We start from the raw sequence: 25,410 nt of genomic DNA on the forward strand, positions 1-25,410 counted from the left end.
GCCTAATCCTGCCGCCGCCCGGAAATCCCAGTCACCCATTCACTCGCGTACGGCAGGAGCGGGGGACCCAGGTAAGCCGCCGGTCCGTATCGCGGAACGGCTAGGGGTCAAGTCGCGCACCCCACGCGGCCGGGCATCTCCCGCCCGAACCCGACAGCTCACCTCGCAGGCGCCGGAGAGGACATTCGCCATGCCCGCACGAGGCAAGCACCGCCGCCCCAGAAACAGCACCCTCACCCGTGGCATCGTCGCCGCCGGGACGGGCGGAGCCGCACTCGCGCTCCCCCTCGTAGGAGCCACCGGCGCCCAGGCCGCCACCCCGAACGCGGTCCCGCAGGTCTCGCTGGTCACCTACAAGGTGGTCCAGGGCGACACCCTGTCGAAGATCGCCAAGGCGCACACCACGGGCGACTGGAAGAAGCTCTACAAGGCCAACCGCGCGGTCATCGGCGACGACCCGTCGGCCATCCGGCCCGGCCTCAAGCTGACCGTGGGCACGAAGAACGGCGGGACCCCGGCGAAGACCGCCACGGCGTCCAAGGCCTCCACGGCGTCCGCCGTCACCCCGGCCTCCGCGAAGACCTACACGGACGACCTCGACGGCTGGATCAGGCAGTCGCTGGACGTCATGGCCCAGCAGGGCATCCCGGGCACCTACGACGGCATCCACCGCAACATCATCCGCGAGTCGTCGGGCAACCCCCAGGCCATGAACAACTGGGACTCCAACGCGGTCGCCGGTACGCCCTCGAAGGGGCTCCTGCAGGTCATCGACCCGACCTTCTCGGCGTACCACGTGACCGGTACGTCGCTGGACCCCTTCGACCCGGTCGCCAACATCACGGCGGCGTGCAACTACGCCGCCGCGCGCTACGGCTCGATCGACAACGTCTTCGGCGCCTACTGACCGACGCCCGAGCGGGCTCCCGGACCGGCCTGCCGGCCGATACGGGGGCCCGTCCCGCCGGTCCGGCCGGTCCCGTCCGCGTGGTCGGTCCGGCCGGTGGAGAACATGCGCTCCAGGACCACCGCGATGCCGTCGTCCTCGTTCGAGAGGGTGATCTCGTCGGCGACGGACTTGAGTTCGGGATGCGCGTTGGCCATCGCCACCCCGCGCGCCGCCCAGTCGAACATCGGGATGTCGTTCGGCATGTCCCCGAAGGCGATGGTCTGCGCCGACGTCAGGCCCAAACGGCCGGCGGCGAGCGCGAGACCCGTGGCCTTCGTGATGCCGCATGGCTGGAGTTCGACGGTACCGGGCCCGGACATCGTCACGGTGGCGAGGGAACCGACCGCTCCACGGGCGGCGGACGCCAACTCGTCGTCGGAGAGCAGGGGGTGGCGCAGCAGCACCTTGCTGATGGGCCGGGTCCAGAGGTCGTCGCGCCGCAGCACCCGTACCGCGGGCAGCGTCGGGTGGGGCATCTCGTAGCCCGGCTCGATGAGCGTGAGTCCGTCGACCCCGTCCTGGTCGACGGCCGCGTACACCTCGCCGACCTCCGCCTCGATCTTGCCGAGAGCCACCTCCGCCAGCTCACGTTCGAGCGTGACGGACCACAGCATGCGGTCCGCGCCGGCGTCGTACAACTGTGCGCCCTGTCCGCACACCGCGAGCCCCTGGCTGCCGAGTTCGTCCAGCAGCGGCCGTACGCGCGGGGCGGGGCGCCCCGTCACCACGAGGTGCCGGGCGCCTGCCCCGACCGCCATCGCCAGCGCCGCGCGCGACCGGTCCGAGAGGGTGTCGTCGCCGCGCAGCAGCGTCCCGTCCAGGTCAGTGGCGATGAGTGAATATGCAATCGGTGGGGCCATGATCAGAGAATACGGATCGAATCCCCCAGCGACTCGACGGGAACCGGACGTCGTCCGGCACCTCGACCGCCTCACGCGTCGTCGCGGGCCCCAGCAGACCCCTGGAGTTCAGGCCGATCCCATGACATATCGGCCACTCCGCCGACCCGATTCACGCCCCTTTCCCGACCGCCCGCGTGCGCCCGCGCGCTCCCACCGCGTGCGTTCGCGCCCCTGGTTCAGCGGTGCCGCGCCGCCAGGTGCCGGACCAGCCGCGGCGAGGCGAACTCCGTCCCGCACACGAACCGCATCACCGGGCCGTACGAGGCCGCGGCCGGCAGTCCGGTGAAGTACAGACCGGGCACGGAGGAGCTGAATCCGGCGCCCAGCCTCGGTGTTCCGCGGCTGACGGCCAGCCGTGTCCGCAGCTCATGGCCGAGGAAGTCCATCGCGGCGAGGTCGACGTGGTAGCCGGTGGCGGCGACGATGTGGTCCGCGGACAGTTCCTCGACGCGACCGCCGAGGGTCCGGACAGTGAGGGCAGGCCGCCCGGCCGCCTCCCCGGAGGCACGGAGGATCCGCGCCACCTCGCTCACCCGCACTTTTCCCTCGAACCGGTCGCGCAACCACCAGGCGCCGAGGGGCCCGAGGACACTGCGGACGAGGAAGTGCCGGATTCCCGGCGGCAGATGACGGTACGGGTGCGGGTAGTAGGTGAGGGCCCACAGCGACCAGGCCCGGCCGAAGGGCGACTCCGGGCGCCGCAGCGGCTGCCGCCACGGGGGCGCGCCGAAGTCGACAGACCCTTTTCCGCGCGCCACCACGCGCACCTGTGCGCCCGACTCGGCGGCGAGCGCCGCCGTCTCCAGGGCGGACTGGCCCGCGCCGACGACGATCAGTTCCCGGCCGGCGAACCGGGACAGGTCGTGCAGTTGCGAGCTGTGCGAGACGGGGCCGGTGGGCGTCGGTCCGTCGGGTGCGGCCACGGCGAGTTCGCGGGGCAGGTGCGCGAGGCCGGACAGACCGGTCGCGACGACGACCGCCCGCGCGGTGAACACCTCCCCCGAGTCCAGCTTGAGTTCGAAGCCCCGCAGGTCGCCACGTCGGTCGACCGAGACGACGCGCACCTGTTCCAGTTCCGGCACGAGCCGCTGCCGGAACCACTCCCCGTACGCGACGAACGTCTCGACCGGGATGATGTCCTCGTCCGTGACCAGGCGGGGAACGCCCGCCGCGTCGCAGTAGTCGACGAGGTCGTGCCCCGGTTGCGGGGCGTCGATGTTCGAGGCGGCCGGGGTCGATTTCAGGAGCATCCCCTCGGGCATGTTCGCCCGCCAGCTCACCATGGGTTCACCGAACACCCGTACCGGAATGCCGCGCGCCCTCAGATGCGCGGCGGTGGACAGGCCGAAAGGCCCGGCACCGATCACTGCCACCGGCTCCATCACGAAGTCCCCTCCCCAGAACGCCACTTCGTCCTTCCGTGCGCACCCCGCACCCGCCCTGCCACGGCTGCGGGCCTTCTTCTCCCCTGCGCTGCCGGCCTGTCGCGGACCGGCCGTGGTCATCGGTGGCCGGGTGCCACACGGGCGCCGCGGCGGCCGTCCCTCCACAGCTGGTACAGATGCTTCACGCCGGGCCGTACGAAGCGCGCCAGCATCGTGAAGAACGGCCGCAGGTCGTCCGCCGCCAGCCACGCCAGCTCCGTACCGCTCGGGCGGTCGGGAGCGTGCGGTGTCGTATAGCCGCTGCGGCGGTACGCGAGCAGGGCCGGCAGGTCGATGTTCTCCACGATGTAGCGCCGGCCGGCGAGCTGTTCCCCCTCCGGAACGGCCCGGCCGGTCAGATCCAGATGCATGGCGCGGATGACGTCGATCCCCGACTCGTTCTCGAAGAGCCGGAACTGGGCGCCCATCCGCGGATTGAAGTCGAGCAGTTTGTACCGGCCGTCGCGGCGGTCGAAGCGCAGGTCGAGGTCGATGACGCCGCTGAAACCGATCTGTTTGATGAACCGCGCCGCCAGGTCCGCCAGTTCGGGGTTGTCGACGACGTACGCGTTGGCCGTCATGCCCGCGTGCGGGGGCCAGGAGCGGACCTTGACGCCGGTGAACATCGCGAGCGGCGCCGAGTCCGCGTCGAAGTAGGCGTGCACGATCCAGTCCTCGGCGTCCTCCCGGGGCAGATACTCCTGAAGGATCACGCCGGGCCGCTCGCCCCAGTCGCGGGCGAGCCGTAACAGTCCCTCCTGGGTGGCGATGCGGGTCGTCCCGTGCACGGCGGGCCGCGCGCGGCGCACGAACGCCTCGCGGTTCTTCGCCACGAGCGGGAACCTCGCCTTCGCCGCGAAGTCCTCGATCTCCCCGTACGAGTCCGGGAACGCCGCCTCCGGGCTGGGTACGCCGTGCTCGACGCAGAGTTCGTGCAGTCCCTGCTTGCTGGCCAGGCGCCGGGGCAGCCCGGCCACCACCCTGGGGAACAGGAAGTCGCCCGCGAGTTCGGCCTGGTGCTCGGCGATCAGGACCGCGGCCTCCTCGTCGGTCGGGATGAGGACCGCGGGACGGCCGATCCCGCGCCCGACCCGCAGCAGCCCCTCGACGAGCCGCTCCGCCCGCTCCGTCCCCGTGGTCGGCCAGACGAACGCGCGCCGCAGATGGCGCGAGACCGCGGCAGGCGTGTATCTGTCCTCGGTGATCGCGTACATCGGTACCCCCAGCCGTCCGAGGCTGCGGATCGCGCCCACTCCGCCGTGGTGCAGCGGGTAGTCGCCGAACTTCACGATCAGGCCGGGTACTTCCCGATCCAGACAGAGCGGCACGCCGGCAGAGCTTTTGGCCACGGGTCCCCCCACGTGTCCCACACATCCCTGGACCCGGACCCACCCCGTCCGTGCCCCCCTGAAGGAAGCTAAGCCGGAATGAACCACTCCGACCCCACCCTTAATCGGACATTGCGAACTCTTTAGACACTGCCCACGGGCGGCGCCTCCCCGTAACGTGTGCTCCACCCACACGGAAAGCGAGGCAGCACCCCATGCCCCCCTTCGATGTCCCCGAGGGCGATCCCTTCGGCCCGCACAATCTTCCGTACGGCGTCTTCTCCCTGAACAGCTCCCCGGACGGCTCTCCGGACGGGGCCGGCCGCCGGAGCGTGGGCGTCCGGCTGGGTGACCACGTCCTGGACGCGGGGGCCGCCGCGGTGGAACTGGGCTCCCCGTACGCCGCCCTGCTCGCCCGCCCCACGCTCGACCCGCTCCTCGCGGCCGGCCGCACGGCGTGGTCCGACGTCCGGCGGGCGCTCACCGCGTGGGTGACGGTGCCCGCGCACCGCGAGACCGTCGCGCCCCTGATGCACCCGCTCTCCGAGGTGACCCTCCATCTCCCCTTCGAGGTCGCCGACTACGTCGACTTCTACGCCTCCGAGAACCACGCCCGGAACGTCGGCCAGATCTTCCGCCCCGACGCCGAGGACTCCCTGACCCCCAACTGGAAGCATCTGCCCATCGGCTATCACGGCCGGTCGGGCACGGTCGTGGTCTCCGGCACCGACGTCGTACGCCCCTCGGGCCAGCGCAAGGCTCCGGCGGACCCGGCGCCGGTCTTCGGCCCGTCCGTCCGGCTCGACATCGAGGCGGAGGTCGGCTTCGTCGTCGGCACGCCCTCCCCGATGGGCACGCCCGTGCCGCTGGGCGACTTCCGCGACCACGTCTTCGGGCTCTGCCTCCTCAACGACTGGTCCGCGCGCGACCTCCAGGCCTGGGAGTACGTCCCTCTCGGCCCCTTCCTCGGCAAGTCCTTCGCCACGTCGGTGTCGGCCTGGATCACGCCGCTCGACGCACTGGAGGACGCCCGGGTCGCGCCCCCCGCGCGCACGCACCCCCTCCTGCCCTACCTGGACGACACCACCGAGGACGCCGCGGAGGACCCGGGCGGCTACGACCTGCGCATCTCCGTCGCCGTCAACGGACATGTGGTGTCCGAGCCGCCGTTCTCCACGATGTACTGGACCGCCGCGCAGCAGTTGGCCCACATGACCGTGAACGGGGCCTCGCTGCGCACGGGCGACCTGTACGGGTCGGGCACCGTCAGCGGGGCGTCCGACGGCGAACGGGGTTCGCTCCTTGAGCTGACCTGGAACGGGCGGGACGCCCTCGAACTCCCCACCGGCAAGCGGACGTTCCTGGAGGACGGGGATGTCGTGACGCTGACGGCGTGGGCTCCCGGCCCTGACGGCACGCGGGTCGGTCTCGGCGAGGTGACCGGGCGCGTCGTGGCGGGCGCGTAGTCGTCCGCCTGCTGCGGGGCAGTTCGTGGCTGCGGGCCGGTGGGGGCCGGTCGCGCAGTTCCCCGCGCCCCTGAAGGGCGCGTGGGCTTGCGGTCGTGTGCCGGGTGCGGGTGCGTGGGGGCTGAGCGCGCCGTTCCCCGCGCCCCTGAAGGGCAGGGGCCTGTCGCCCCAGCCCCCGCGCCCCTGGAGGGCGCGGGGTGACGGCTACATCCAGTCCTCCGGTTCCGGCTCCGGTTCCATTTCCGGCCAGTGGAGGTCGGGGTCGCCGTCGCTGCGGCGTGGTGCGGGCGGCTCCGGGGTTCCCGCGGGCTTCTCCAGGGATGCGAGCACCCCGACCACGCCCTCCCCGTACGTCGCGAGCTTCTTCTCGCCGATGCCGCTGATGCCGCCCAGCTCCGGGACCGAGGTGGGCCACAGCGTGGCGATCTCCCGCAGGGTCGCGTCGTGGAAGATGACGTACGCCGGGACGCCCTGTTCCTTGGCCTGGCCCGCGCGCCAGGTGCGCAGGGCCTCGAAGGCGGGAAGCAGGTCGGAGGGCATCTCGGCCGCCGCTGCCGCCGCCTTGGCCTTGCGCTCGGCCCGGCCGGAACCGGACGAGGAGGACGAACCGCGGGACGTAGCCGGCTTCGGCTGCTCCTTGCGGAGCGGCACCTCACGCTCGCGCCGCAGCACCGTGCCGCTCGCCTCGGTCAGCACCAGCGTCCCGTACGCGCCCTCGACCGCGAGGAGGCCCTGGGCCAGCATCTGCCGGACGACACCGCGCCACGCGCCCTCGTCCAGCTCCTCTCCGATGCCGAACACGGACAGCTGGTCGTGGTCGAACTGGATGACCTTGGCCGTCTTGCGGCCGAGCAGGATGTCGACGATCTGGATCGCCCCGAACTTCTGCCCCCGCTCACGCTGCAGCCGCACCACCGTGGACAGCACCTTCTGGGCCGCGACCGTGCCGTCCCAGGTCTCCGGCGGGACCAGGCAGGTGTCGCAGTTCCCGCACGCCTCGGCCACGTCGTCCTGGCCGAAGTAGGTGAGCAGCTGACCGCGCCGGCACTGGGCGGTCTCGCACAGCGCGAGCATCGCTTCGAGATGCGAGGCCGCCCGGCGGCGGAACGCCTCGTCGCCCTCGCCCGACTGGATCATCTTGCGCTGTTGTATGACGTCATTCAGGCCGTAGGCCATCCAGGCCGTGGACGGCATTCCGTCGCGGCCCGCGCGGCCCGTCTCCTGGTAGTAGCCCTCGACGGACTTGGGCAGGTCGAGGTGGGCGACGAACCGGACGTCCGGCTTGTCGATGCCCATGCCGAAGGCGATGGTCGCGCACACCACCAGGCCGTCCTCGCGCAGGAACCGCGACTGGTGGGCGGCGCGCGTGCCCGAGTCGAGGCCCGCGTGGTACGGCACCGCGGCGATGCCGTTGCGGGCGAGGAACTCGGCCGTCTTCTCGACCGAGTTGCGCGACAGGCAGTACACGATGCCCGCGTCGCCCGCGTGCTCCTCCTGGAGGAAGGCCAGCAGCTGCTTCTTGGGGTCGGCCTTCGGCACGATCCGGTACTGGATGTTGGGCCGGTCGAAGCTGGCCACGAAATGGCGGGCGTCCGGCATGCCCAGCCGCTCGGTGATCTCCGTGTGCGTCGCGTGCGTGGCCGTCGCGGTCAGCGCGATGCGCGGCACGTCCGGCCACCGCTCGCCGAGCAGGGAGAGCGAGAGGTAGTCGGGGCGGAAGTCGTGGCCCCACGAGGAGACGCAGTGCGCCTCGTCGATCGCGAAGACGGAGATCTTCCCGCGCTTGAGGAGGTCGAGCGTGGACTCCAGGCGCAGCCGCTCCGGCGCGAGGTAGATCAGGTCGAGCTCGCCCGCGAGGAACTCGGCCTCGACCGTGCGCCGCTCGTCGAAGTCCTGCGTGGAGTTCATGAACCCGGCGCGCACGCCGAGCGCCCGCAGCGCGTCCACCTGGTCCTGCATCAGCGCGATCAGCGGGGAGACCACCACGCCCGTGCCGGGTCTGACCAGGGCCGGAATCTGGTAGCAGAGCGACTTTCCGCCGCCCGTGGGCATGAGGACGACGGCGTCCCCGCCGCTCACCACATGCTCGATGACGGCTTCCTGCTCGCCGCGGAAGGCCTCGTAACCGAAGACCCGGTGGAGCGTTCCGAGCGCTTCGCTCTCCGCCACCTCTGTCATCACACCCGTCCCGCCCATCGTCCCGTCCCCCGTACGTCGTGCCTCGACCGCTGCGTCCACGATAGGGGTCCGCACCGACAGCGTCGGAGTTATCCACAGGCTGCGACGGAGTATCTGCGCGGCGTGCCCGCCGGACCGCGCCCGGAGAACGCCGTGGGCCCCGGTTCCGAGCGGAACCGGGGCCCACGGACCGGGCTGCCTCAGCGGACGAAGACGCCCGCCTGCCCCGCCAGATCCAGGAAGTACTGCGGCGCCACACCGAGCACCAGCGTGACCGCCACGCCCACCGCGATGGCCGTCATCGTCAGGGGCGACGGCACGGCGACCGTGGGTCCCTCCGGACGCGGCTCGCTGAAGAACATCAGCACGATCACGCGGATGTAGAAGAACGCCGCGATGGCCGACGAGATCACACCGACCACGACCAGCGCGCCCGCGCCGCCCTCGGCCGCCGCCTTGAACACGGCGAACTTGCCCGCGAACCCGGAGGTCAGCGGGATGCCCGCGAAGGCCAGCAGATAGACCGCGAACACGGCCGCCACCAGCGGTGACCTGCGTCCGAGTCCGGCCCACTTGGACAGGTGCGTGGCCTCGCCGCCCGCGTCGCGGACGAGGGTGACGACCGCGAACGCGCCGATCGTCACGAACGAGTAGGCGCCCAGGTAGAAGAGCACCGACGACACACCGTCCGGTGTCATCGCGATGACACCCGCGAGGATGAATCCCGCGTGCGCGATCGACGAGTACGCGAGGAGCCGCTTGATGTCGGTCTGGGTGATCGCGACGATCGCGCCGCCCAGCATGGTGACGACCGCGACGCCCATCATCACCGGCCGCCAGTCCCAGCGCAGGCCCGGCAGGACGACGTACAGGAGGCGCAGCAGCGCGCCGAAGGCGGCCACCTTGGTCGCGGCGGCCATGAAGCCGGTCACCGGGGTCGGTGCGCCCTGGTAGACGTCCGGGGTCCACATGTGGAACGGCACCGCGCCGACCTTGAAGAGCAGGCCCATGACGACCATCGCGGCGCCGATGAGCAGCAGCGCGTCGTTGCCCATGGTGTCGGCGAGGGCCGGGTTCACCGTCTCGACCGTGCCGTCGACGACCTGGGCGATCGTCGCGTACGACACGGAGCCGGCGTAGCCGTAGAGCAGGGCGATGCCGAAGAGGGTGAACGCGGAGGCGAACGCGCCGAGCAGGAAGTACTTGACCGCGGCCTCCTGCGACATGATCCGCTTGCGGCGGGCCACGGCGCACAGCAGGTACAGCGGCAGCGAGAAGACTTCGAGCGCGATGAAGAGGGTCAGCAGGTCGTTCGCCGCGGGGAAGACGAGCATGCCGCCGATGGCGAAGAGCAGCAGCGGGAACACCTCGGTGGTGGTGAATCCCGCCTTGACCGCGGCCTTCTCGCTGTCGCTGCCCGGTACGGAGGCGGCCTGCGCCGCGAAGGAGTCGACGCGGTTGCCGTGCGCCACGGGATCGAGGCGCCGTTCGGCGAACGTGAACACGCCCAGTACACCGGCCAGCAGGATGACGCCCTGCAGGAAGAGCGCGGGGCCGTCGACCGCGACGGCGCCCATCGCGGCGATCCCGGCCTTCGTGGTGCCGTATCCGCTCGCCGCGAGGGCGACCACCGCGGCGAACGCGGCGGCGAGAGCGACGACGGACACGAAGACCTGGACGTAGTAACGGGACCTGCGGGGCACGAAGGCCTCGACGAGGATGCCGATGACCGCCGCCCCGATGACGATCAGGGTGGGCGACAGCTGCCCGTACTCGATGTGCGGCGCGTCGATCTTCTGGATCGGGTCGGCCGCCGTTGTCCACAGGCTGTGGACGGCTGTAGCGCTCACTTGGCGGCCTCCACCTCGGGCTTGGGGTCCTTCTTGTGTACGTCGGACATGGTCTGCTTGACCGCCGGGTTGACGATGTCGGTGAGGGGCTTCGGGTAGACGCCGAGGAAGATCAGCAGGGCGATCAGCGGGGCGACCACCACCAGTTCCCGCACCTTGAGGTCGGGCATGGCCGAGACCTCGGGCTTCACCGGGCCCGTCATCGTCCGCTGGTAGAGGACGAGTGTGTAGAGCGCGGCGAGGACGATGCCGAAGGTGGCGATGATGCCGATCACCGGGTAGCGCGCGAACGTGCCGATCAGGACCAGGAACTCACTCACGAACGGCGCGAGTCCCGGCAGCGACAGTGTCGCCAGGCTGCCGATCAGGAAGGTGCCCGCGAGCACCGGGGCGACTTTCTGCACCCCTCCGTAGTCGGCGATCAGACGCGAGCCGCGCCGTGTGATCAGGAACCCGGCGACCAGCATCAGGGCGGCGGTCGAGATCCCGTGGTTGACCATGTAGAGCGTCGCGCCCGACTGCCCCTGGCTGGTCATCGCGAAGATGCCCATGATGATGAACCCGAAGTGGGAGATCGACGCGTACGCCACCAGGCGCTTGATGTCCCGCTGGCCGACCGCGAGCAGCGCCCCGTAGATGATGCTGATCAGGGCGAGGACGAGGATCGCGGGCGTCGCCCACTTCGAGGCCTCCGGGAAGAGCTGGAGGCAGAAGCGCAGCATCGCGAAGGTGCCGACCTTGTCGACCACCGCGGTGATCAGTACGGCGACCGGGGCGGTGGACTCCCCCATGGCGTTGGGCAGCCAGGTGTGGAGCGGCCACAGGGGCGCCTTCACCGCGAAGGCGAAGAAGAACCCCAGGAACAGCCATCGTTCGGTGTTGGTCGCCATGTCCAGCGAGCCGTTGGCCCGCGCCTCGGCGATCTCCTGGAGCGAGAAGTTCCCCGCCACCACGTAGAGGCCGATCACGGCGGCCAGCATGATCAGGCCGCCGGCCAGGTTGTAGAGGAGGAACTTCACCGCGGCGTACGAACGCTGTGCCGCCGCGTGTTCGTCCGAGCCCGCGTGGGCCCGGTCCCCGAAGCCGCCGATGAGGAAGTACATCGGGATGAGCATGGCTTCGAAGAAGATGTAGAAGAGGAAGACGTCGGTGGCCTCGAAGGAGATGATCACCATCGCCTCGACGGCGAGGATCAGGGCGAAGAAGCCCTGGGTCGGCCGCCACCGGCTGCTGTGGGTCTCCAGCGGGTCGGCGTCGTGCCAGCCCGCGAGGATCACGAACGGGATGAGCAGGGCGGTCAGCGCGATGAGCGCCACCGCGATGCCGTCCACGCCCAGCTCGTACCGCACCCCGAAGTCCTTGATCCAGGAGTGCGATTCGGTGAGCTGGTAGCGGTCGCCGTCGGGGTCGAAGCGGACCAGGACGACGACGGCGAGGGCCAGGGTGGCGAGCGAGACGAGCAGCGCCAGCCATTTGGCCGCGGTGCGGCGGGCGGCCGGCACGGCGGCCGTGGCGATCGCCCCGATCGCCGGGAGGGCCGCCGTCGCTGTCAGCAGAGGAAAGGACATCGGTATCAGACCGCCCTCATCAGCAGGGTCGCGGCGATGAGGATCGCCGCACCGCCGAACATCGAGACGGCGTACGAGCGCGCGTAGCCGTTCTGCAGCTTGCGGAGCCGTCCGGACAGACCGCCCATCGAGGCCGCCGTGCCGTTGACGACCCCGTCGACCAGGGTGTGGTCGACGTACACCAGGGAGCGCGTGAGGTGCTCGCCGCCGCGCACCAGGACGACGTGGTTGAAGTCGTCCTGGAGGAGGTCGCGGCGGGCGGCCCGGGTGAGCAGGGAGCCGCGCGGGGCGACGACCGGGACGGGACGGCGCCCGTACTGGAGCCAGGCGAGGCCGACGCCGATGACGAGCACGACCATCGTGGAGAGGGTGACGGTGGTCGCGCCGATCGGCGGGTGTCCGTGCGCGTGCTCGGTGACGGGCTCCAGCCAGTGCAGGAAGCGGTCGCCGATGCCGAAGAAGCCGCCCGCGAAGACCGATCCGAAGGCCAGCACGATCATGGGGATCGTCATGGACCTCGGCGACTCGTGCGGGTGCGGCTCGTGGCCGTGCTCGTCGGGCTGCCAGCGCTTCTCACCGAAGAACGTCATCAGCATCACGCGCGTCATGTAGAACGCGGTGATGGCCGCGCCCAGCAGGGCCACGCTTCCGAGGATCCAGCCCTCGGTGCCGCCCTTGGCGAAGGCGGCCTCGATGATCTTGTCCTTGGAGAAGAAGCCGGACAGGCCCGGGAAGCCGATGATGGCGAGGTAGCCGAGGCCGAACGTCACGAAGGTGACCGGCATGTGCTTGCGCAGGCCGCCGTACTTGCGCATGTCGACCTCGTCGTTCATGCCGTGCATGACCGAACCGGCGCCGAGGAAGAGCCCGGCCTTGAAGAAGCCGTGCGTCACCAGGTGCATGATCGCGAAGACGTACCCGATCGGGCCGAGGCCCGCCGCGAGGATCATGTAGCCGATCTGCGACATGGTCGAACCGGCGAGCGCCTTCTTGATGTCGTCCTTGGCGCAACCGACGATCGCACCGAAGAGGAGCGTGACCGCTCCGACGACGGTGGTGACGAGCTGGGCGTCCGGCGCGGCGTTGAAGATCTCCCCGGAGCGGACGATCAGGTACACACCCGCGGTCACCATGGTCGCGGCGTGGATGAGGGCCGAGACCGGGGTCGGGCCCTCCATCGCGTCGCCGAGCCAGGACTGCAGCGGCACCTGGGCCGACTTGCCGCACGCGGCGAGCAGCAGCATCAGCCCGATGGCGGTGAGCTTGCCCTCGCCGGTCTCTCCGGTGGCCTCCAGGACCGGCCCGAAGGCGAAGGTCCCGAAGGTGGTGAACATCAGCATGATGGCGATCGACAGGCCCATGTCACCGACGCGGTTGACCAGGAAGGCCTTCTTCGCGGCGGTCGCGGCACTGGGCTTGTGCTGCCAGAAGCCGATGAGCAGGTACGAGGCGAGGCCCACGCCCTCCCAGCCGACGTACAGCAGCAGGTAGTTGTCGGCGAGGACGAGCAGCAGCATCGCCGCGAGGAACAGGTTCAGATAGCCGAAGAAGCGGCGGCGGCGCTCGTCGTGCTCCATGTACCCGATCGAGTACACGTGGATGAGCGAGCCGACGCCGGTGATCAGCAGCACGAACGTCATCGACAGCTGGTCGAGCTGGAAGGCGACGTCCGCCTGGAAGCCCTCGACGGGGATCCAGCTGAACAGGTGCTGTGCGAGGGCCCGGTGCTCCTCGTCCTTGCCCAGCATGTCGACGAAGAGGATCGCGCCGATCACGAAGGAGGCGGACGCGAGGACCGTGCCGATCCAGTGGCCGACGGCATCGAGCCGCCTGCCGCCGCACAGCAGTACGGCCGCTCCGAGCAGAGGCGCTGCCACCAGCAGCGCAATCAGGTTGTCCACGATTCAGCGACCCCTTACAGCTTCATCAGGCTGGCGTCGTCGACCGAGGCCGAGTGGCGGGAACGGAACAGCGACACGATGATCGCGAGCCCGACCACGACCTCCGCGGCGGCGACGACCATCGTGAAGAAGGCGATGATCTGGCCGTCGAGATTGCCGTGCATCCGGGAGAAGGCGACGAACGCGAGGTTGCAGGCGTTGAGCATCAGCTCGATGCACATGAACACCACGATCGCGTTCCGCCTGATCAGGACGCCCGAGGCGCCGATCGTGAACAACAGGGCGGCGAGGTACAGGTAGTTGACGGGGTTCACTTCGCGGCCTCCTCTTCGCGGCCTTCGCGGCCGAGCCGCTCCCCGGAACGCTGTTCGAGCGCCTTGAGGTCCTTGATGGCCTGGTCCGACACATCGCGGATCTGGCCGCGCTCGCGCAGCGTGCTGATGACGGTCAGTTCGGACGGGGTGCCGTCCGGAAGGAGACCGGCGATGTCCACCGCGTTGTGCCGGGCGTACACGCCGGGTGCGGGCAGCGGCGGAAGCTGCTTGTTCGCCCGTACGCGTTCCTCGGCCAGCTCGCGCTGGGTCTTGGCCCGCTCGGTGCGCTCGCGGTGGGTGAGCACCATGGCGCCGACGGCGGCCGTGATGAGCAGGGCGCCGGTGATCTCGAAGGCGAAGACGTACTTCGTGAAGATGAGGGCGGCCAGGCCCTCCACGTTGCCGCCGGCGTTGGCCTGGGCCAGGCCCTCGAACTCGTTCAGTGACGCGTTGCCGATGCCCGCGCACAGCAGGACGCCGAAGCCGAGGCCGCACAGGAGGGCCAGCCAGCGCTGGCCCTTGATGGTCTCCTTCAGGGAGTCCGCCGCGGTGACACCGACGAGCATGACCACGAAGAGGAACAGCATCATGATCGCGCCGGTGTAGACGACGACCTGCACGATGCCCAGGAAGTAGGCGCCGTTGGCGAGGTAGAACACCGCCAGGATGATCATGGTTCCGGCGAGGCAGAGCGCGCTGTGCACGGACTTCTTCATGAGGACGGTGCACAGGGCGCCGATCACGGCGACCGTACCGAGGATCCAGAACTGGACGGCCTCGCCGGTGGAGGTCGAGTAGGCCGCCAGCGACGTCGTGGCGTCGGCGGCCAGGGAGCCGGAGTGCGCGGCCAGTTGCGCGGTCATCGGCCGATCACCTGCTCCGACGCCGGCTCGTCCGGACCGGAGGTGGACCCGCTCTCCTGCGGGACCTCGCCCTTGGAGACGGCGACCTGCGGCACCGTGCCCGGCGCGGCCTCCGTCACCAGCCCCCGGTAGTAGTCCTGCTCGTCCGTGCCCGGGAAGATCGAGTGCGGCGACTCGACCATGCCCTCCTCCAGACCGGCGAGCAGCTGCTCCTTGGTGTAGATGAGGTTGGCGCGGCTGCTGTCGGCCAGCTCGAACTCGTTGGTCATCGTCAGCGCGCGCGTGGGGCACGCCTCGATGCACAGGCCGCACAGGATGCAGCGGGCGTAGTTGATCTGGTAGACGCGTCCGTACCGCTCGCCCGGGGAGTAGCGCTCCTCCTCGGTGTTGTCCGCGCCCTCCACATAGATGGCGTCGGCGGGACACGCCCAGGCGCACAGCTCGCAGCCGACGCACTTCTCCAGGCCGTCCGGATGCCGGTTGAGCTGGTGCCGGCCGTGGAAGCGCGGTGCGGTGGTCTTCTGCTGCTCCGGATACTGCTCGGTCAGCCGCTTCTTGAACATGGCCTTGAAGGTCACGCCGAAGCCTGCGACGGGATTCTGGAAACCGGGTTTGGTCTCCTTCTGCTCGTCAGCCATCGGACGCCTCCTTTCCGTCACGAGGTCCATCGGATCCGTCACTGTCAGTATTCACGCCACCACTGACAATCAACTCCCGCTCCCGGCGCGGGCGGCGCCTGGGCACCGGCGGCAACTCCTGTCCGGGCAGCGGCGGCACGGGATAGCCGCCCGCCATCGGGTCGAAGGCGGCGGTTTCGTCCAGCGCCTCCCGGGCGCCCTCGGCGTCCTTGCGTTCGCGGAACATGTCGACGACGAACGAGAGCAGCAGCAGGACGAGGACGCCGCCGCCCACGTACAGGGCGATGTCGGCGAAGTCGTAGTTCTCGTTGCGCAGGGTCCGTACGGTCGCCACGAGCATCAGCCAGACCACGGAGACCGGGATCAGGACCTTCCAGCCGAGCTTCATCAGCTGGTCGTAGCGGACGCGGGGCAGCGTGCCGCGCAGCCAGATGAAGAAGAACAGCAGCAGCTGCACCTTGATGACGAACCACAGCATCGGCCACCAGCCGTGGTTGGCGCCCTCCCAGAAGGTGCTGATCGGCCAGGGGGCCCGCCAGCCGCCCAGGAAGAGCGTCACGGAGACCGCCGAGACGGTCACCATGTTCACGTACTCGGCGAGCATGAACAGCGCGAACTTGATGGACGAGTACTCGGTGTTGAAGCCGCCGACCAGGTCGCCCTCGGACTCCGGCATGTCGAAGGGGGCGCGGTTGGTCTCGCCGACCATCGTCACGATGTAGATCAGGAACGACACCGGCAGCAGGACGACGAACCAGCGGTCCTCCTGCTGGGCGACGATCTCCGAGGTGGACATCGAGCCGGAGTACAGGAACACCGACGCGAACGCGGCGCCCATGGCGATCTCGTAGGAGATCATCTGCGCGCACGAGCGCAGGCCGCCGAGCAGCGGATACGTGGACCCGGAGGACCAGCCCGCGAGCACGATGCCGTAGATGCCCACCGAGGCGACCGCGAGGATGTAGAGCATCGCGATCGGCAGGTCGGTGAGCTGCATCGTGGTGCGCTGGCCGAAGATCGAGATCTCGTTGCCGGCCGGTCCGAAGGGGATCACGGCGATCGCCATGAAGGCCGGGATGGCCGCCACGATCGGCGCGAGGACGTAGACGACCTTGTCCGCGCGCTTGACGATCAGGTCTTCCTTGAGCATCAGCTTGATGCCGTCGGCGAGCGACTGGAGCATGCCCCAGGGGCCGTGGCGGTTGGGGCCGATGCGCAGCTGCATCCAGGCGACGACCTTGCGCTCCCACACGATGGAGAAGAGCACGGTGAGCATCAGGAAGGCGAAGCAGAAGACCGCCTTGATGACGACGAGCCACCAGACGTCCCGGCCGAACACGGAGAGGTCCTCCGCGGCCAGGTGGACCGGCGCGGTGAGGTTCGGGGTCATGCCTCCACCTCCTTGGGGGCCTCGCCGGCGAGCGTCGCCGGTCCGATGCGGACGAGGGCGCCGGGGGTCGCGCCCGTGTCCGAGGCGACGCCTCCCCCGGCGGAGTTCAGTGGGAGCCAGACCACCCGGTCGGGCATCTGCGTGATCCGCAGCGGGAGTTCGACCGCTCCCGAGGGCCCGGTGACGGCCAGCGTGTCGCCGTCCTTGACGCCCGCCTCGGCGGCCGTGGCGGGCGACACGCGCGCGTGGGCCTCGTGCCGGGTCCCGGCGAGCGCCTCGTCGCCCTCCTGGAGGCGGCCCTGGTCGAGCAGCAGCCGGTGTCCGGCGAGCACGGCCTCACCGGCGGCGGGCCGCGGCGACTGCGCCGCGGTCTCCAGCGGTTCGGTGGCCCGCGGCCCGTCCCAGGCGCCGAGCCGGTCCAGCTCCGCGCGCACGGTCCGCAGGTCGGGCAGCCCCAGGTGGACGTCCATGGCGTCGGCCAGCATCTGCAGGACGCGCGCGTCGGTGGGCGCCACCCGGCGGGTCATCTGGTCGGGCTTGAGAGCGGCCTCGAAGAGACGGGCCCGGCCTTCCCAGTTGAGGAAGGTGCCCGCCTTCTCCGCGACCGCGGCGACCGGGAACACGACGTCCGCGTGCTCGGTGATCTCACTGGGACGCAGTTCGAGCGAGACCAGGAAGCCCACTTCGGACAGGGCCGCACGCGCGCGCGTGGGGTCGGGGAGGTCGGCGACCTCGACGCCCGCCACGACGAGCGCGGAGAGTTCGCCGGTGGCGGCGGCCTCGACGATCTGTCCGGTGTCGCGGCCGTGCCGGTGCGGAAGCGCGCCGATCTTCCAGGCCTGGGTGACCTCGTCCCGCGCGCGCGGGTCGGTGGCCGGGCGTCCGCCGGGCAGCAGCGAGGGCATCGCCCCCGCCTCGATCGCGCCGCGTTCGCCGGCCCTGCGCGGAATCCACACCAGCTGGGCGCCGGTGGCGGCGGCGGCCCGTACGGCGGCGGTGAGCCCGCCCGCCACGGAGGCCAGCCGCTCACCGACGACGATCACGGCGCCCGCCAGGCGCAGTGCCTCGGCGGCCTTCGCCCCGTCGTCCTCCAGACCGGTGCCGGAGGCGAGCGCGTCCAGCCACGCGGTCTCGGTGCCGGGGGCGGCCGACAGCAGGGTGCCGCCCGCCTTCTCCAGGCCGCGGGTCGCGTGCGTGGCCAGCGAGAAGGTCTGCTGCCCGTGTCCGCGCCACGCCTTGCGGAGCCGCAGGAAGACGCCGGGCGCCTCCTCCTCGGACTCGAATCCGGCGAGCAGGACCGCGGGCGCCTTCTCCAGGAGCGTGTACGTGACGCCCGTACCGTCGAGGTCCCGGCCGCGGCCGGCGACGCGGGCGGCCAGGAAGTCGGCCTCCTCGGCGCTGTGCACGCGCGCGCGGAAGTCGATGTCGTTCGTGTCGAGGGCCACGCGCGCGAACTTGCTGTACGCGTAGGAGTCCTCGACGGTCAGCCGGCCGCCGGTGAGGACGCCGGACCGGGAGCGGGCCGCCAGGAGTCCCCGGGCCGCCGCCTCCAGTGCCTCGGGCCAGGAGGCGGGCTCCAGCTCACCGGACGCGCCGCGCACCAGAGGTGTCGTCAGCCGGTCCCGCTGCTGCGCGTACCGGAAGCCGAACCGCCCCTTGTCGCAGATCCACTCCTCGTTGACCTCGGGGTCGTTGGCCGCGATGCGCCGCATGACCTTGCCGCGCCGGTGGTCGGTGCGGGTCGCGCAGCCGCCGGAGCAGTGCTCGCACACCGAGGGCGAGGAGACGAGGTCGAAGGGCCGCGAGCGGAATCGGTACGCCGCCGAGGTGAGCGCCCCGACCGGGCAGATCTGGATGGTGTTCCCGGAGAAGTACGACTCGAAGGGGTCGCCCTCGCCGGTGCCGACCTGCTGGAGCGCGCCCCGCTCGATCAGTTCGATCATGGGGTCGCCCGCGACCTGGTTGGAGAACCGGGTGCAGCGGGCGCACAGCACGCACCGCTCGCGGTCGAGCAGCACCTGGGTGGAGATCGGGACGGGCTTCTCGTACGTCCGCTTCTTGCCCTCGAAGCGGGACTCGGAGTCGCCGTGCGACATGGCCTGGTTCTGCAGCGGGCACTCGCCGCCCTTGTCGCAGACGGGGCAGTCCAGCGGGTGGTTGATGAGCAGCAGCTCCATCACACCCTTCTGGGCCTTCTCGGCGACAGGAGAGGTGAGATGGGTCTTGACGACCATGCCGTCCGTGCAGGTGATCGTGCAGGACGCCATGGGCTTGCGCTGGCCCTCGACCTCGACGATGCACTGGCGGCAGGCGCCGGCCGGGTCGAGGAGGGGGTGGTCGCAGAAGCGGGGGATCTCGATGCCGAGCTGTTCGGCGGCGCGGATGACCAGGGTGCCCTTGGGCACGCTGATCTCGACGCCGTCGATGGTCAGCGAGACGAGGTCCTCCGGCGGGACCGCCGCTTCCCCGCCTCCGGAGGGAGCGCTCGTGGTCACGGTCATGCGTTCACCTCCGTGTGCTTGTCCTTGTCGGCCCAGACCGTCGATTTGGCGGGGTCGAAGGGGCAGCCGCGACCCGTGATGTGCTCCTCGTACTCCTCACGGAAGTACTTGAGGGAGGAGAAGATCGGTGAGGCGGCGCCGTCGCCGAGGGCGCAGAAGGACTTGCCGTTGATGTTGTCGGCGATGTCGTTCAGCTTGTCGAGGTCGGACATGACGCCCTTGCCGGCCTCGATGTCGCGCAGCAGCTGCACGAGCCAGTACGTCCCTTCGCGGCAGGGCGTGCACTTGCCGCAGGACTCGTGGGCGTAGAACTCGGTCCACCGGGTGACGGCCCGTACGACACAGGTCGTCTCGTCGAAGCACTGGAGTGCTTTCGTGCCGAGCATGGAACCCGCGGCGCCCACTCCTTCGTAGTCGAGGGGGACGTCGAGGTGTTCGTCGGTGAACATCGGGGTCGAGGAGCCGCCCGGCGTCCAGAACTTGAGGCGGTGTCCGGCCCGGATGCCGCCGCTCATGTCGAGGAGCTGACGGAGGGTGATGCCGAGCGGGGCCTCGTACTGGCCGGGGCTGGTGACGTGGCCGCTGAGCGAGTAGAGCGTGAAGCCCGGGGACTTCTCGCTTCCCATCGAGCGGAACCATTCTTTGCCCTTGTGGAGAATCGCGGGAACCGACGCGATCGACTCGACGTTGTTCACCACAGTGGGACAGGCATAAAGTCCCGCGACCGCAGGGAAAGGGGGACGGAGTCGCGGCTGCCCACGGCGGCCTTCGAGCGAGTCGAGGAGTGCGGTCTCCTCACCACAGATGTACGCGCCCGCGCCCGCGTGCACGGTGAGCTGGAGATCGAGTCCGCTGCCCAGGATGTTCTCCCCCAGGTAGCCCGCCTCGTGCGCCTCGCGTACGGCCTCGTGCAACCGCCGCAGCACGGGGACGACTTCACCCCGCAGATAGATGAACGCATGCGAAGAACGGATCGCGTAACAGGCGATCACGATGCCCTCGATGAGGCTGTGCGGGTTCGCGAAGAGGAGCGGGATGTCCTTGCAGGTCCCCGGCTCCGATTCGTCGGCGTTGACAACTAGATAGTGAGGCTTTCCGTCGCCCTGGGGAATGAACTGCCACTTCATTCCCGTCGGGAATCCGGCGCCGCCGCGGCCGCGCAGTCCGGATTCCTTCACATAGGCGATGAGGTCGTCCGGTGACATGGCGAGCGCCTTGCGCAGGCCCTCGTACCCGTCGTGCCGACGGTAGGTGTCCAGCGTCCAGGACTCGTCCTCGTCCCAGAAGGCCGACAGCACCGGTGCGAGCACCTTCTCGGGGTCCGCTCCGGTCTCCGGCCGGGAGGTGCCCCCGTACTGAGTGGACAAGGTCATCACTCCCCCTCCTCGGCGGCGGGCCCGGCCGGGTGGTCCGGGTCGGAGGCCGACGTGTCCTGCGGTGCGTCGTGCGAACTGAGGTGCTTGGACGAGGGCTGGCCGGACGGCGACGGGTCGGCCGGTGACGGGTCGGCCGGTGACGGGTCGGCCGGTGACGGGTCGGCCGGTGACGGGTCGGCCGGAGCCCCGTCCCGGGAGGAACCGGGGGCCGTGGACGATCCGGCGGCCTTGGACCCGCGCGGATGCACCACGCGCGCGGGACCCGTCTCCCCCTTGGCCAGCCGCAGACCCACCAGCGAGGCGGGGCCCGCGCCGCCGCTCGCCTCGACCGCGCCGGGGCGCTCGTCGGGGAAGCCCGCCAGGATGCGGGCGGTGTCCTTGAAGGTGCACAGGGGGGCGCCGCGGGTCGGCTCGACCTCGGTGCCCGCGCGCAGGTCGTCGACGAGGCCCTTCGCGCTGGCCACGGTCTGGTTGTCGAAGAACTCCCAGTTGACCATCACGACCGGCGCGAAGTCGCAGGCCGCGTTGCACTCGATGTGCTCCAGGGTGACCTTGCCGTCGCCGGTGGTCTCGCCGTTGCCGACGCCCAGGTGTTCCTGGAGGGCTTCGAAGATCGCGTCGCCGCCCATGACCGCGCACAGCGTGTTGGTGCAGACGCCCACCTGGTAGTCGCCGCTCGGCTTGCGGCGGTACATGGAGTAGAAGGTCGCGACCGCGGTCACCTCGGCCGTGGTGAGGCCGAGCATCTCCGCGCAGAACCGTTGCCCCGTGCGCGTGACATGGCCTTCCTCCGACTGCACGAGGTGCAGCAGCGGAAGGAGGGCGGACCGGGAGTCCGGGTAGCGGGCGACGACCTCGCGCGCGTCCGCTTCGAGCCGGGTCCGGACGTCGGCCGGATAGTCGGGCGCGGGCAGTTGGGGCATGCCCAGGCTGACACCCTGCGGCTGTGTGCCCTGTGGCTGTACGCCCGGCCCGGAAGGAATGGTGGTCACCGGTCGACGCCTCCCATCACGGGGTCGATGGAGGCGACGGCCACGATGACGTCGGCGATCTGGCCGCCCTCGCACATCGCCGCCATGGCCTGCAGGTTGGTGAAGGACGGGTCCCGGTAGTGGACCCGGTAGGGGCGGGTGCCTCCGTCGGACACGACGTGCACCCCGAGTTCCCCCTTGGGTGACTCGACGGCCGCGTACGCCTGTCCCGGCGGGACGCGGAAGCCCTCGGTCACCAGCTTGAAGTGGTGGATCAGGGCCTCCATGGAGGTGCCCATGATCTTCTTGATGTGGTCGAGCGAGTTGCCGAGGCCGTCGGGGCCGAGCGCGAGCTGGGCGGGCCAGGCGATCTTCTTGTCGGTGACCATGACCGGACCGGGCTCCAGCCGGTCCAGGCACTGCTCGACGATCGCGAGCGACTGGCGCATCTCTTCCAGCCGGATGAGGAAGCGCCCGTACGCGTCGGCGGTGTCCGTGGTCGGGACGTCGAAGTCGTACGTCTCGTAGCCGCAGTACGGCTGGGCCTTGCGCAGGTCGTGCGGGAGGCCTGCGGACCGCAGGATCGGTCCTGTGGCACCGAGGGCCATGCAGCCGGTCAGGTCCAGGTGGCCGACGTCCTGCATACGGGCCTTGAAGATGGGGTTCCCGGTGGCGAGCTTGTCGTACTCGGGAAGGTTCTTCTGCATCTTCTTCACGAACTCGCGGATGTGGTCCACCGCGCCCGGGGGCAGGTCCTGGGCGAGGCCGCCGGGGCGGATGAACGCGTGGTTCATGCGCAGGCCGGTGATGAGTTCGTAGATGTCGAGAATGAGTTCACGATCACGGAAGCCGTAGATCATGATCGTGGTGGCGCCCAGCTCCATGCCGCCGGTGGCGATGCACACCAGGTGCGAGGAGAGCCGGTTCAGCTCCATCAGGAGCACCCGGATGATCGTCGCGCGGTCCGGGATCTGGTCCTCGATACCGAGGAGCTTCTCGACGGCGAGACAGTACGCGGTCTCGTTGAAGAAGGACGTCAGGTAGTCCATGCGCGTCACGAAGGTGGTGCCCTGGGTCCACGTCCGGTATTCGAGGTTCTTCTCGATGCCGGTGTGCAGGTAGCCGATGCCGCAGCGGGCCTCGGTGACCGTCTCGCCCTCGATCTCCAGGATGAGCCGGAGCACGCCGTGGGTGGACGGGTGCTGGGGGCCCATGTTGACGACGATGCGCTCGTCGTCGGCCCTGGCCGCGGTCTCGACGACCTCGTCCCAGTCGCCACCGGTGACCGTGTAGACGGTTCCCTCGGTGGTCTCCCGCGCCGATGCCGACTGCGCGTCCGCCGACTGCGCGCTCGTTGACTGCGTGCTCATGAGTACGACCTCCGCTGGTCCGGAGCCGGGATCTGGGCGCCCTTGTACTCGACGGCGATACCGCCGAGGGGATAGTCCTTGCGCTGCGGGAAGCCCTGCCAGTCGTCCGGCATCATGATCCGCGTCAGCGCCGGGTGACCTTCGAAGACGATGCCGAAGAAGTCGTACGTCTCGCGCTCGTGCCAGTCGTTGGTCGGATAGACCGAGACCAGGGACGGGATGCGCGGGTCGCTGTCGGGGGCACTGACTTCGAGGCGGATCAGCCGGTTGTGGGTGAGCGAGCGCAGGTGGTAGACGGCGTGCAGTTCGCGGCCCTTGTCGGCCGGGTAGTGCACGCCGCTCACTCCGGTGCAGAGCTCGAAGCGCAGGGCCGGGTCGTCGCGCAGGGTCCTGGCGACCTGGAGCAGGTGCTCGCGCTCGATGTGGAAGGTGAGCTCGTCGCGGTCGACGATCGTCTTCTCGATCGCGTTCTCCGGGACCAGCCCCTGTTCCTCCAGGGCGCCTTCGAATTCGTCGGCGACCTCGTCGAACCAGCCGCCGTACGGGCGGCCGGCCGGGCCGGGGAGGCGGATCGAGCGGACCAGGCCGCCGTATCCGGAGGTGTCCCCGCCGTTGTTGGCGCCGAACATGCCGCGCTGGACGCGGATCTCCTCGCCGCCGTCGCCGCGCTGGCCCGGGAGGTTGGAGGCGCCGAGGTCCTTCTCCGGATTCGCGCCGTTCGTGCCGTTGCCGTTCGCGTCGCTCACCGCAGCAGCCCCTTCATCTCGATGGTGGGGAGCGCCTTGAGCGCCGCTTCCTCCGCCTCACGGGCCGCTTCCTCGGCGTTCACGCCGAGCTTCGAGGACTGGATCTTCTGGTGGAGCTTGAGGATCGCGTCCATCAGCATCTCGGGCCGCGGCGGGCAGCCCGGGAGGTAGATGTCGACGGGGACGATGTGATCGACGCCCTGCACGATCGCGTAGTTGTTGAACATGCCGCCCGAAGAGGCGCAGACCCCCATGGAGATCACCCACTTGGGGTTCGGCATCTGGTCGTAGACCTGCCTCAGAACCGGTGCCATCTTCTGGCTGACACGCCCGGCGACGATCATCAGGTCGGCCTGCCGCGGCGAGCCGCGGAAGACCTCCATGCCGAAGCGCGCCAGGTCGTAGCGGCCCGCCCCTGTCGTCATCATCTCGATGGCGCAGCAGGCGAGGCCGAAGGTGGCGGGAAAGACGGACGACTTGCGCACCCACCCCGCGGCCTGCTCGACGGTGGTCAGCAGGAAGCCGCTCGGCAGCTTTTCTTCGAGTCCCATGCTCAATGGCTCCTCTGTCCCCTATACGGGGCTCAGTCCCTTGCGGGGGTCAGTCCCATGCGGGGCCCTTACGGGTGTCGGTCCCATACGGGTTCAGTCCCATTCCAGGCCGCCGCGCCGCCACACGTACGCGTAGGCGACGAAGACGGTGAGCACGAAGAGCAGCATCTCCACGAGCCCGAAGACCCCGAGCGCGTCGAAGGTGACGGCCCAGGGATAGAGGAAGACGATCTCGATATCGAAAATGATGAAGAGCATCGCCGTCAGGTAGTACTTGATGGGGAACCGCCCGCCGCCCGCCGGCGTGGGGGTCGGCTCGATCCCGCACTCGTAGGCCTCAAGCTTGGCCCGGTTGTATCGCTTTGGACCGATAAGCGTGGCCATGACCACGGAGAAGATCGCAAAGCCTGCCCCGAGGGCTCCCAGTACGAGGATGGGCGCATACGCGTTCACCGCTCCTCGCTCCTCTCAGTCGGCATTGACTGCTGGCGGTTGCATCAGGCGTCGCCCCTGCTCCACGAACCTCACGACCGTCGTGAGATGTGCGGAACCCCGTGCGGCTCACACGAAGATCGCGCACATGTGAAGCAGGTCACAAGCCCAACTGCCCCGCATCCTATGCCTGCCGGTCTGTGATCTGCGACACGGGGTACGACAACGCCTTTGTGATCTCCACCACCCGGCGAAGGATCATGAAGTCGGATGAGTGCCGATCTTCGTACGAGAAGCGTCCGAGTGATCACCAGAGGTGACATTCCCGCTCGTCGCCGCTGGTCCGGGCCTTGGCGCACTATCAAGCCAGCCGGATCCAAGGCAAATTGGTGTTGGACCGGGTCGCTTGATAGAGGAACTCGTTCACACGTCGGGGGGAGTTGGGACGTCCGTTGTGGACGGCACGGGCGCGTGCATCCGTTCACGAGCGGAGGGCGGTGTCGACCCGATCCGGGACCGCCCTCCGGATCGGCGCCGAGTCTCCCCACGATCCGCACGCGCAACGCGCCCGCCGGGGCTACCGTTCCGTGACGTGCGTCACATCGGTAACAGGCCGGAAACAACCGGGCTTGGCCAACCGGCTCAACGAGTGGTAGGTCGCGGGCAATTCGGACGTAACGCGAAAAGGCCGT

At 69.8% G+C, this 25,410-nt stretch carries 20 protein-coding genes and 1 riboswitch; of the genes, 2 read left to right on the plus strand and 18 right to left on the minus strand.

Going from position 1 to position 25,410, the window contains the following annotated elements:
• The first annotated feature begins 22 nt into the window (after positions 1 to 22).
• Positions 23 to 187: riboswitch (cyclic di-AMP (ydaO/yuaA leader) on the plus strand.
• Between the two features lie 3 nt (positions 188 to 190).
• Positions 191 to 907 carry a transglycosylase SLT domain-containing protein gene (locus ACZ60E_RS29985; protein ID WP_384801051.1) on the plus strand — a complete coding sequence of 239 codons (717 nt, stop codon included), beginning with the start codon at positions 191 to 193 and terminating at the stop codon, positions 905 to 907.
• Here the strand turns inward: ACZ60E_RS29985 and ACZ60E_RS29990 are convergent.
• The 3 genes from ACZ60E_RS29990 to ACZ60E_RS30000 form a co-directional block, all read right to left on the minus strand.
• A complete protein-coding gene (locus ACZ60E_RS29990) occupies positions 901 to 1,809 on the minus strand; it encodes an HAD family hydrolase (protein ID WP_469444467.1) in 909 nt (302 codons plus the stop codon). The genes ACZ60E_RS29985 and ACZ60E_RS29990 overlap by 7 nt on opposite strands.
• Positions 1,810 to 2,027: 218 nt before the next feature.
• Positions 2,028 to 3,236 carry an NAD(P)-binding domain-containing protein gene (locus tag ACZ60E_RS29995; protein ID WP_469444645.1) on the minus strand — a complete coding sequence of 403 codons (1,209 nt, stop codon included), beginning with the start codon at positions 3,234 to 3,236 and terminating at the stop codon, positions 2,028 to 2,030.
• 116 nt (positions 3,237 to 3,352) lie between these two features.
• Positions 3,353 to 4,624, minus strand: coding sequence for a carboxylate--amine ligase (locus ACZ60E_RS30000; RefSeq protein ID WP_469444469.1), 1,272 nt, complete (start codon positions 4,622 to 4,624; stop codon positions 3,353 to 3,355).
• A gap of 194 nt (positions 4,625 to 4,818) precedes the next feature.
• On the opposite strand from ACZ60E_RS30000, the gene fahA reads away from it, so the two are divergent.
• Positions 4,819 to 6,069 carry a fumarylacetoacetase gene (gene fahA / locus ACZ60E_RS30005; RefSeq protein WP_469444471.1) on the plus strand — a complete coding sequence of 417 codons (1,251 nt, stop codon included), beginning with the start codon at positions 4,819 to 4,821 and terminating at the stop codon, positions 6,067 to 6,069.
• A gap of 204 nt (positions 6,070 to 6,273) precedes the next feature.
• Here fahA and recQ read toward each other — a convergent pair whose 3' ends face one another.
• The 15 genes from recQ to ACZ60E_RS30080 form a co-directional block, all read right to left on the minus strand.
• Positions 6,274 to 8,265, minus strand: coding sequence for a DNA helicase RecQ (recQ, locus tag ACZ60E_RS30010; protein ID WP_469444647.1), 1,992 nt, complete (start codon positions 8,263 to 8,265; stop codon positions 6,274 to 6,276).
• 182 nt (positions 8,266 to 8,447) lie between these two features.
• Complete coding sequence (nuoN, locus tag ACZ60E_RS30015) at positions 8,448 to 10,097, minus strand: NADH-quinone oxidoreductase subunit NuoN (protein ID WP_384801037.1); 1,650 nt, start codon at positions 10,095 to 10,097, stop codon at positions 8,448 to 8,450.
• Complete coding sequence (locus tag ACZ60E_RS30020) at positions 10,094 to 11,665, minus strand: NADH-quinone oxidoreductase subunit M (RefSeq protein WP_384801034.1); 1,572 nt, start codon at positions 11,663 to 11,665, stop codon at positions 10,094 to 10,096. The genes nuoN and ACZ60E_RS30020 overlap by 4 nt, the downstream gene beginning before the upstream one ends.
• 5 nt (positions 11,666 to 11,670) lie before the next feature.
• On the minus strand, positions 11,671 to 13,566 hold the full coding sequence (gene nuoL / locus ACZ60E_RS30025) for an NADH-quinone oxidoreductase subunit L (protein WP_384801031.1): 1,896 nt from the start codon (positions 13,564 to 13,566) through the stop codon (positions 11,671 to 11,673).
• Between the two features lie 14 nt (positions 13,567 to 13,580).
• On the minus strand, positions 13,581 to 13,880 hold the full coding sequence (gene nuoK, locus ACZ60E_RS30030; RefSeq protein ID WP_069171239.1) for an NADH-quinone oxidoreductase subunit NuoK: 300 nt from the start codon (positions 13,878 to 13,880) through the stop codon (positions 13,581 to 13,583).
• Positions 13,877 to 14,743 carry an NADH-quinone oxidoreductase subunit J gene (locus ACZ60E_RS30035; protein ID WP_384801027.1) on the minus strand — a complete coding sequence of 289 codons (867 nt, stop codon included), beginning with the start codon at positions 14,741 to 14,743 and terminating at the stop codon, positions 13,877 to 13,879. The genes nuoK and ACZ60E_RS30035 overlap by 4 nt, the downstream gene beginning before the upstream one ends.
• Positions 14,740 to 15,381: an NADH-quinone oxidoreductase subunit NuoI gene (gene nuoI, locus ACZ60E_RS30040; RefSeq protein WP_210881968.1), complete on the minus strand. Its 642-nt coding sequence runs from the start codon at positions 15,379 to 15,381 to the stop codon at positions 14,740 to 14,742. The genes ACZ60E_RS30035 and nuoI overlap by 4 nt, the downstream gene beginning before the upstream one ends.
• Positions 15,374 to 16,771 carry an NADH-quinone oxidoreductase subunit NuoH gene (nuoH, locus tag ACZ60E_RS30045; RefSeq protein WP_469444475.1) on the minus strand — a complete coding sequence of 466 codons (1,398 nt, stop codon included), beginning with the start codon at positions 16,769 to 16,771 and terminating at the stop codon, positions 15,374 to 15,376. Before nuoH ends, nuoI begins: the two co-directional genes overlap by 8 nt.
• Positions 16,768 to 19,272: an NADH-quinone oxidoreductase subunit G gene (locus ACZ60E_RS30050; protein WP_469444477.1), complete on the minus strand. Its 2,505-nt coding sequence runs from the start codon at positions 19,270 to 19,272 to the stop codon at positions 16,768 to 16,770. The genes nuoH and ACZ60E_RS30050 overlap by 4 nt, the downstream gene beginning before the upstream one ends.
• Positions 19,269 to 20,645: an NADH-quinone oxidoreductase subunit NuoF gene (nuoF, locus tag ACZ60E_RS30055; RefSeq protein ID WP_469444478.1), complete on the minus strand. Its 1,377-nt coding sequence runs from the start codon at positions 20,643 to 20,645 to the stop codon at positions 19,269 to 19,271. The genes ACZ60E_RS30050 and nuoF overlap by 4 nt, the downstream gene beginning before the upstream one ends.
• Positions 20,645 to 21,571: an NADH-quinone oxidoreductase subunit NuoE gene (nuoE, locus tag ACZ60E_RS30060; RefSeq protein ID WP_469444649.1), complete on the minus strand. Its 927-nt coding sequence runs from the start codon at positions 21,569 to 21,571 to the stop codon at positions 20,645 to 20,647. The genes nuoF and nuoE overlap by 1 nt, the downstream gene beginning before the upstream one ends.
• A 65-nt stretch (positions 21,572 to 21,636) precedes the next feature.
• Complete coding sequence (locus ACZ60E_RS30065) at positions 21,637 to 22,989, minus strand: NADH-quinone oxidoreductase subunit D (RefSeq protein ID WP_384801015.1); 1,353 nt, start codon at positions 22,987 to 22,989, stop codon at positions 21,637 to 21,639.
• Positions 22,986 to 23,735 (minus strand): NADH-quinone oxidoreductase subunit C, encoded by a 750-nt coding sequence (locus tag ACZ60E_RS30070; protein WP_384801012.1) that lies wholly within the window; start codon positions 23,733 to 23,735, stop codon positions 22,986 to 22,988. Before ACZ60E_RS30070 ends, ACZ60E_RS30065 begins: the two co-directional genes overlap by 4 nt.
• Positions 23,732 to 24,286, minus strand: a complete 555-nt coding sequence (locus tag ACZ60E_RS30075; protein WP_018528252.1) for a NuoB/complex I 20 kDa subunit family protein — start codon at positions 24,284 to 24,286, stop codon at positions 23,732 to 23,734. The genes ACZ60E_RS30070 and ACZ60E_RS30075 overlap by 4 nt, the downstream gene beginning before the upstream one ends.
• A 93-nt stretch (positions 24,287 to 24,379) precedes the next feature.
• Positions 24,380 to 24,739, minus strand: coding sequence for an NADH-quinone oxidoreductase subunit A (locus ACZ60E_RS30080; protein WP_033319564.1), 360 nt, complete (start codon positions 24,737 to 24,739; stop codon positions 24,380 to 24,382).
• Between the last annotated feature and the right edge of the window lie 671 nt (positions 24,740 to 25,410).

The organism is Streptomyces sp. NPDC102514, from assembly GCF_055584525.1.

Bases quoted from the DNA above. Each gene is read 5' to 3' on its own strand.
- ACZ60E_RS30065 (WP_384801015.1), bottom strand. From the start codon at position 22,989: ATGAGCACGCAGTCAACGAGCGCGCAGTCGGCGGACGCGCAGTCGGCA.
- nuoF (WP_469444478.1), bottom strand. From the start codon at position 20,645: ATGACCTTGTCCACTCAGTACGGGGGCACCTCCCGGCCGGAGACCGGA.
- nuoE (WP_469444649.1), bottom strand. From the start codon at position 21,571: ATGCCCCAACTGCCCGCGCCCGACTATCCGGCCGACGTCCGGACCCGG.
- ACZ60E_RS30035 (WP_384801027.1), bottom strand. From the start codon at position 14,743: ATGACCGCGCAACTGGCCGCGCACTCCGGCTCCCTGGCCGCCGACGCC.
- recQ (WP_469444647.1), bottom strand. From the start codon at position 8,265: ATGGGCGGGACGGGTGTGATGACAGAGGTGGCGGAGAGCGAAGCGCTC.
- ACZ60E_RS29990 (WP_469444467.1), bottom strand. From the start codon at position 1,809: ATGGCCCCACCGATTGCATATTCACTCATCGCCACTGACCTGGACGGG.
- ACZ60E_RS29985 (WP_384801051.1), top strand. From the start codon at position 191: ATGCCCGCACGAGGCAAGCACCGCCGCCCCAGAAACAGCACCCTCACC.
- ACZ60E_RS30020 (WP_384801034.1), bottom strand. From the start codon at position 11,665: ATGTCCTTTCCTCTGCTGACAGCGACGGCGGCCCTCCCGGCGATCGGG.
- nuoI (WP_210881968.1), bottom strand. From the start codon at position 15,381: ATGGCTGACGAGCAGAAGGAGACCAAACCCGGTTTCCAGAATCCCGTC.
- nuoH (WP_469444475.1), bottom strand. From the start codon at position 16,771: ATGACCCCGAACCTCACCGCGCCGGTCCACCTGGCCGCGGAGGACCTC.
- ACZ60E_RS30050 (WP_469444477.1), bottom strand. From the start codon at position 19,272: ATGACCGTGACCACGAGCGCTCCCTCCGGAGGCGGGGAAGCGGCGGTC.
- fahA (WP_469444471.1), top strand. From the start codon at position 4,819: ATGCCCCCCTTCGATGTCCCCGAGGGCGATCCCTTCGGCCCGCACAAT.
- ACZ60E_RS30075 (WP_018528252.1), bottom strand. From the start codon at position 24,286: ATGGGACTCGAAGAAAAGCTGCCGAGCGGCTTCCTGCTGACCACCGTC.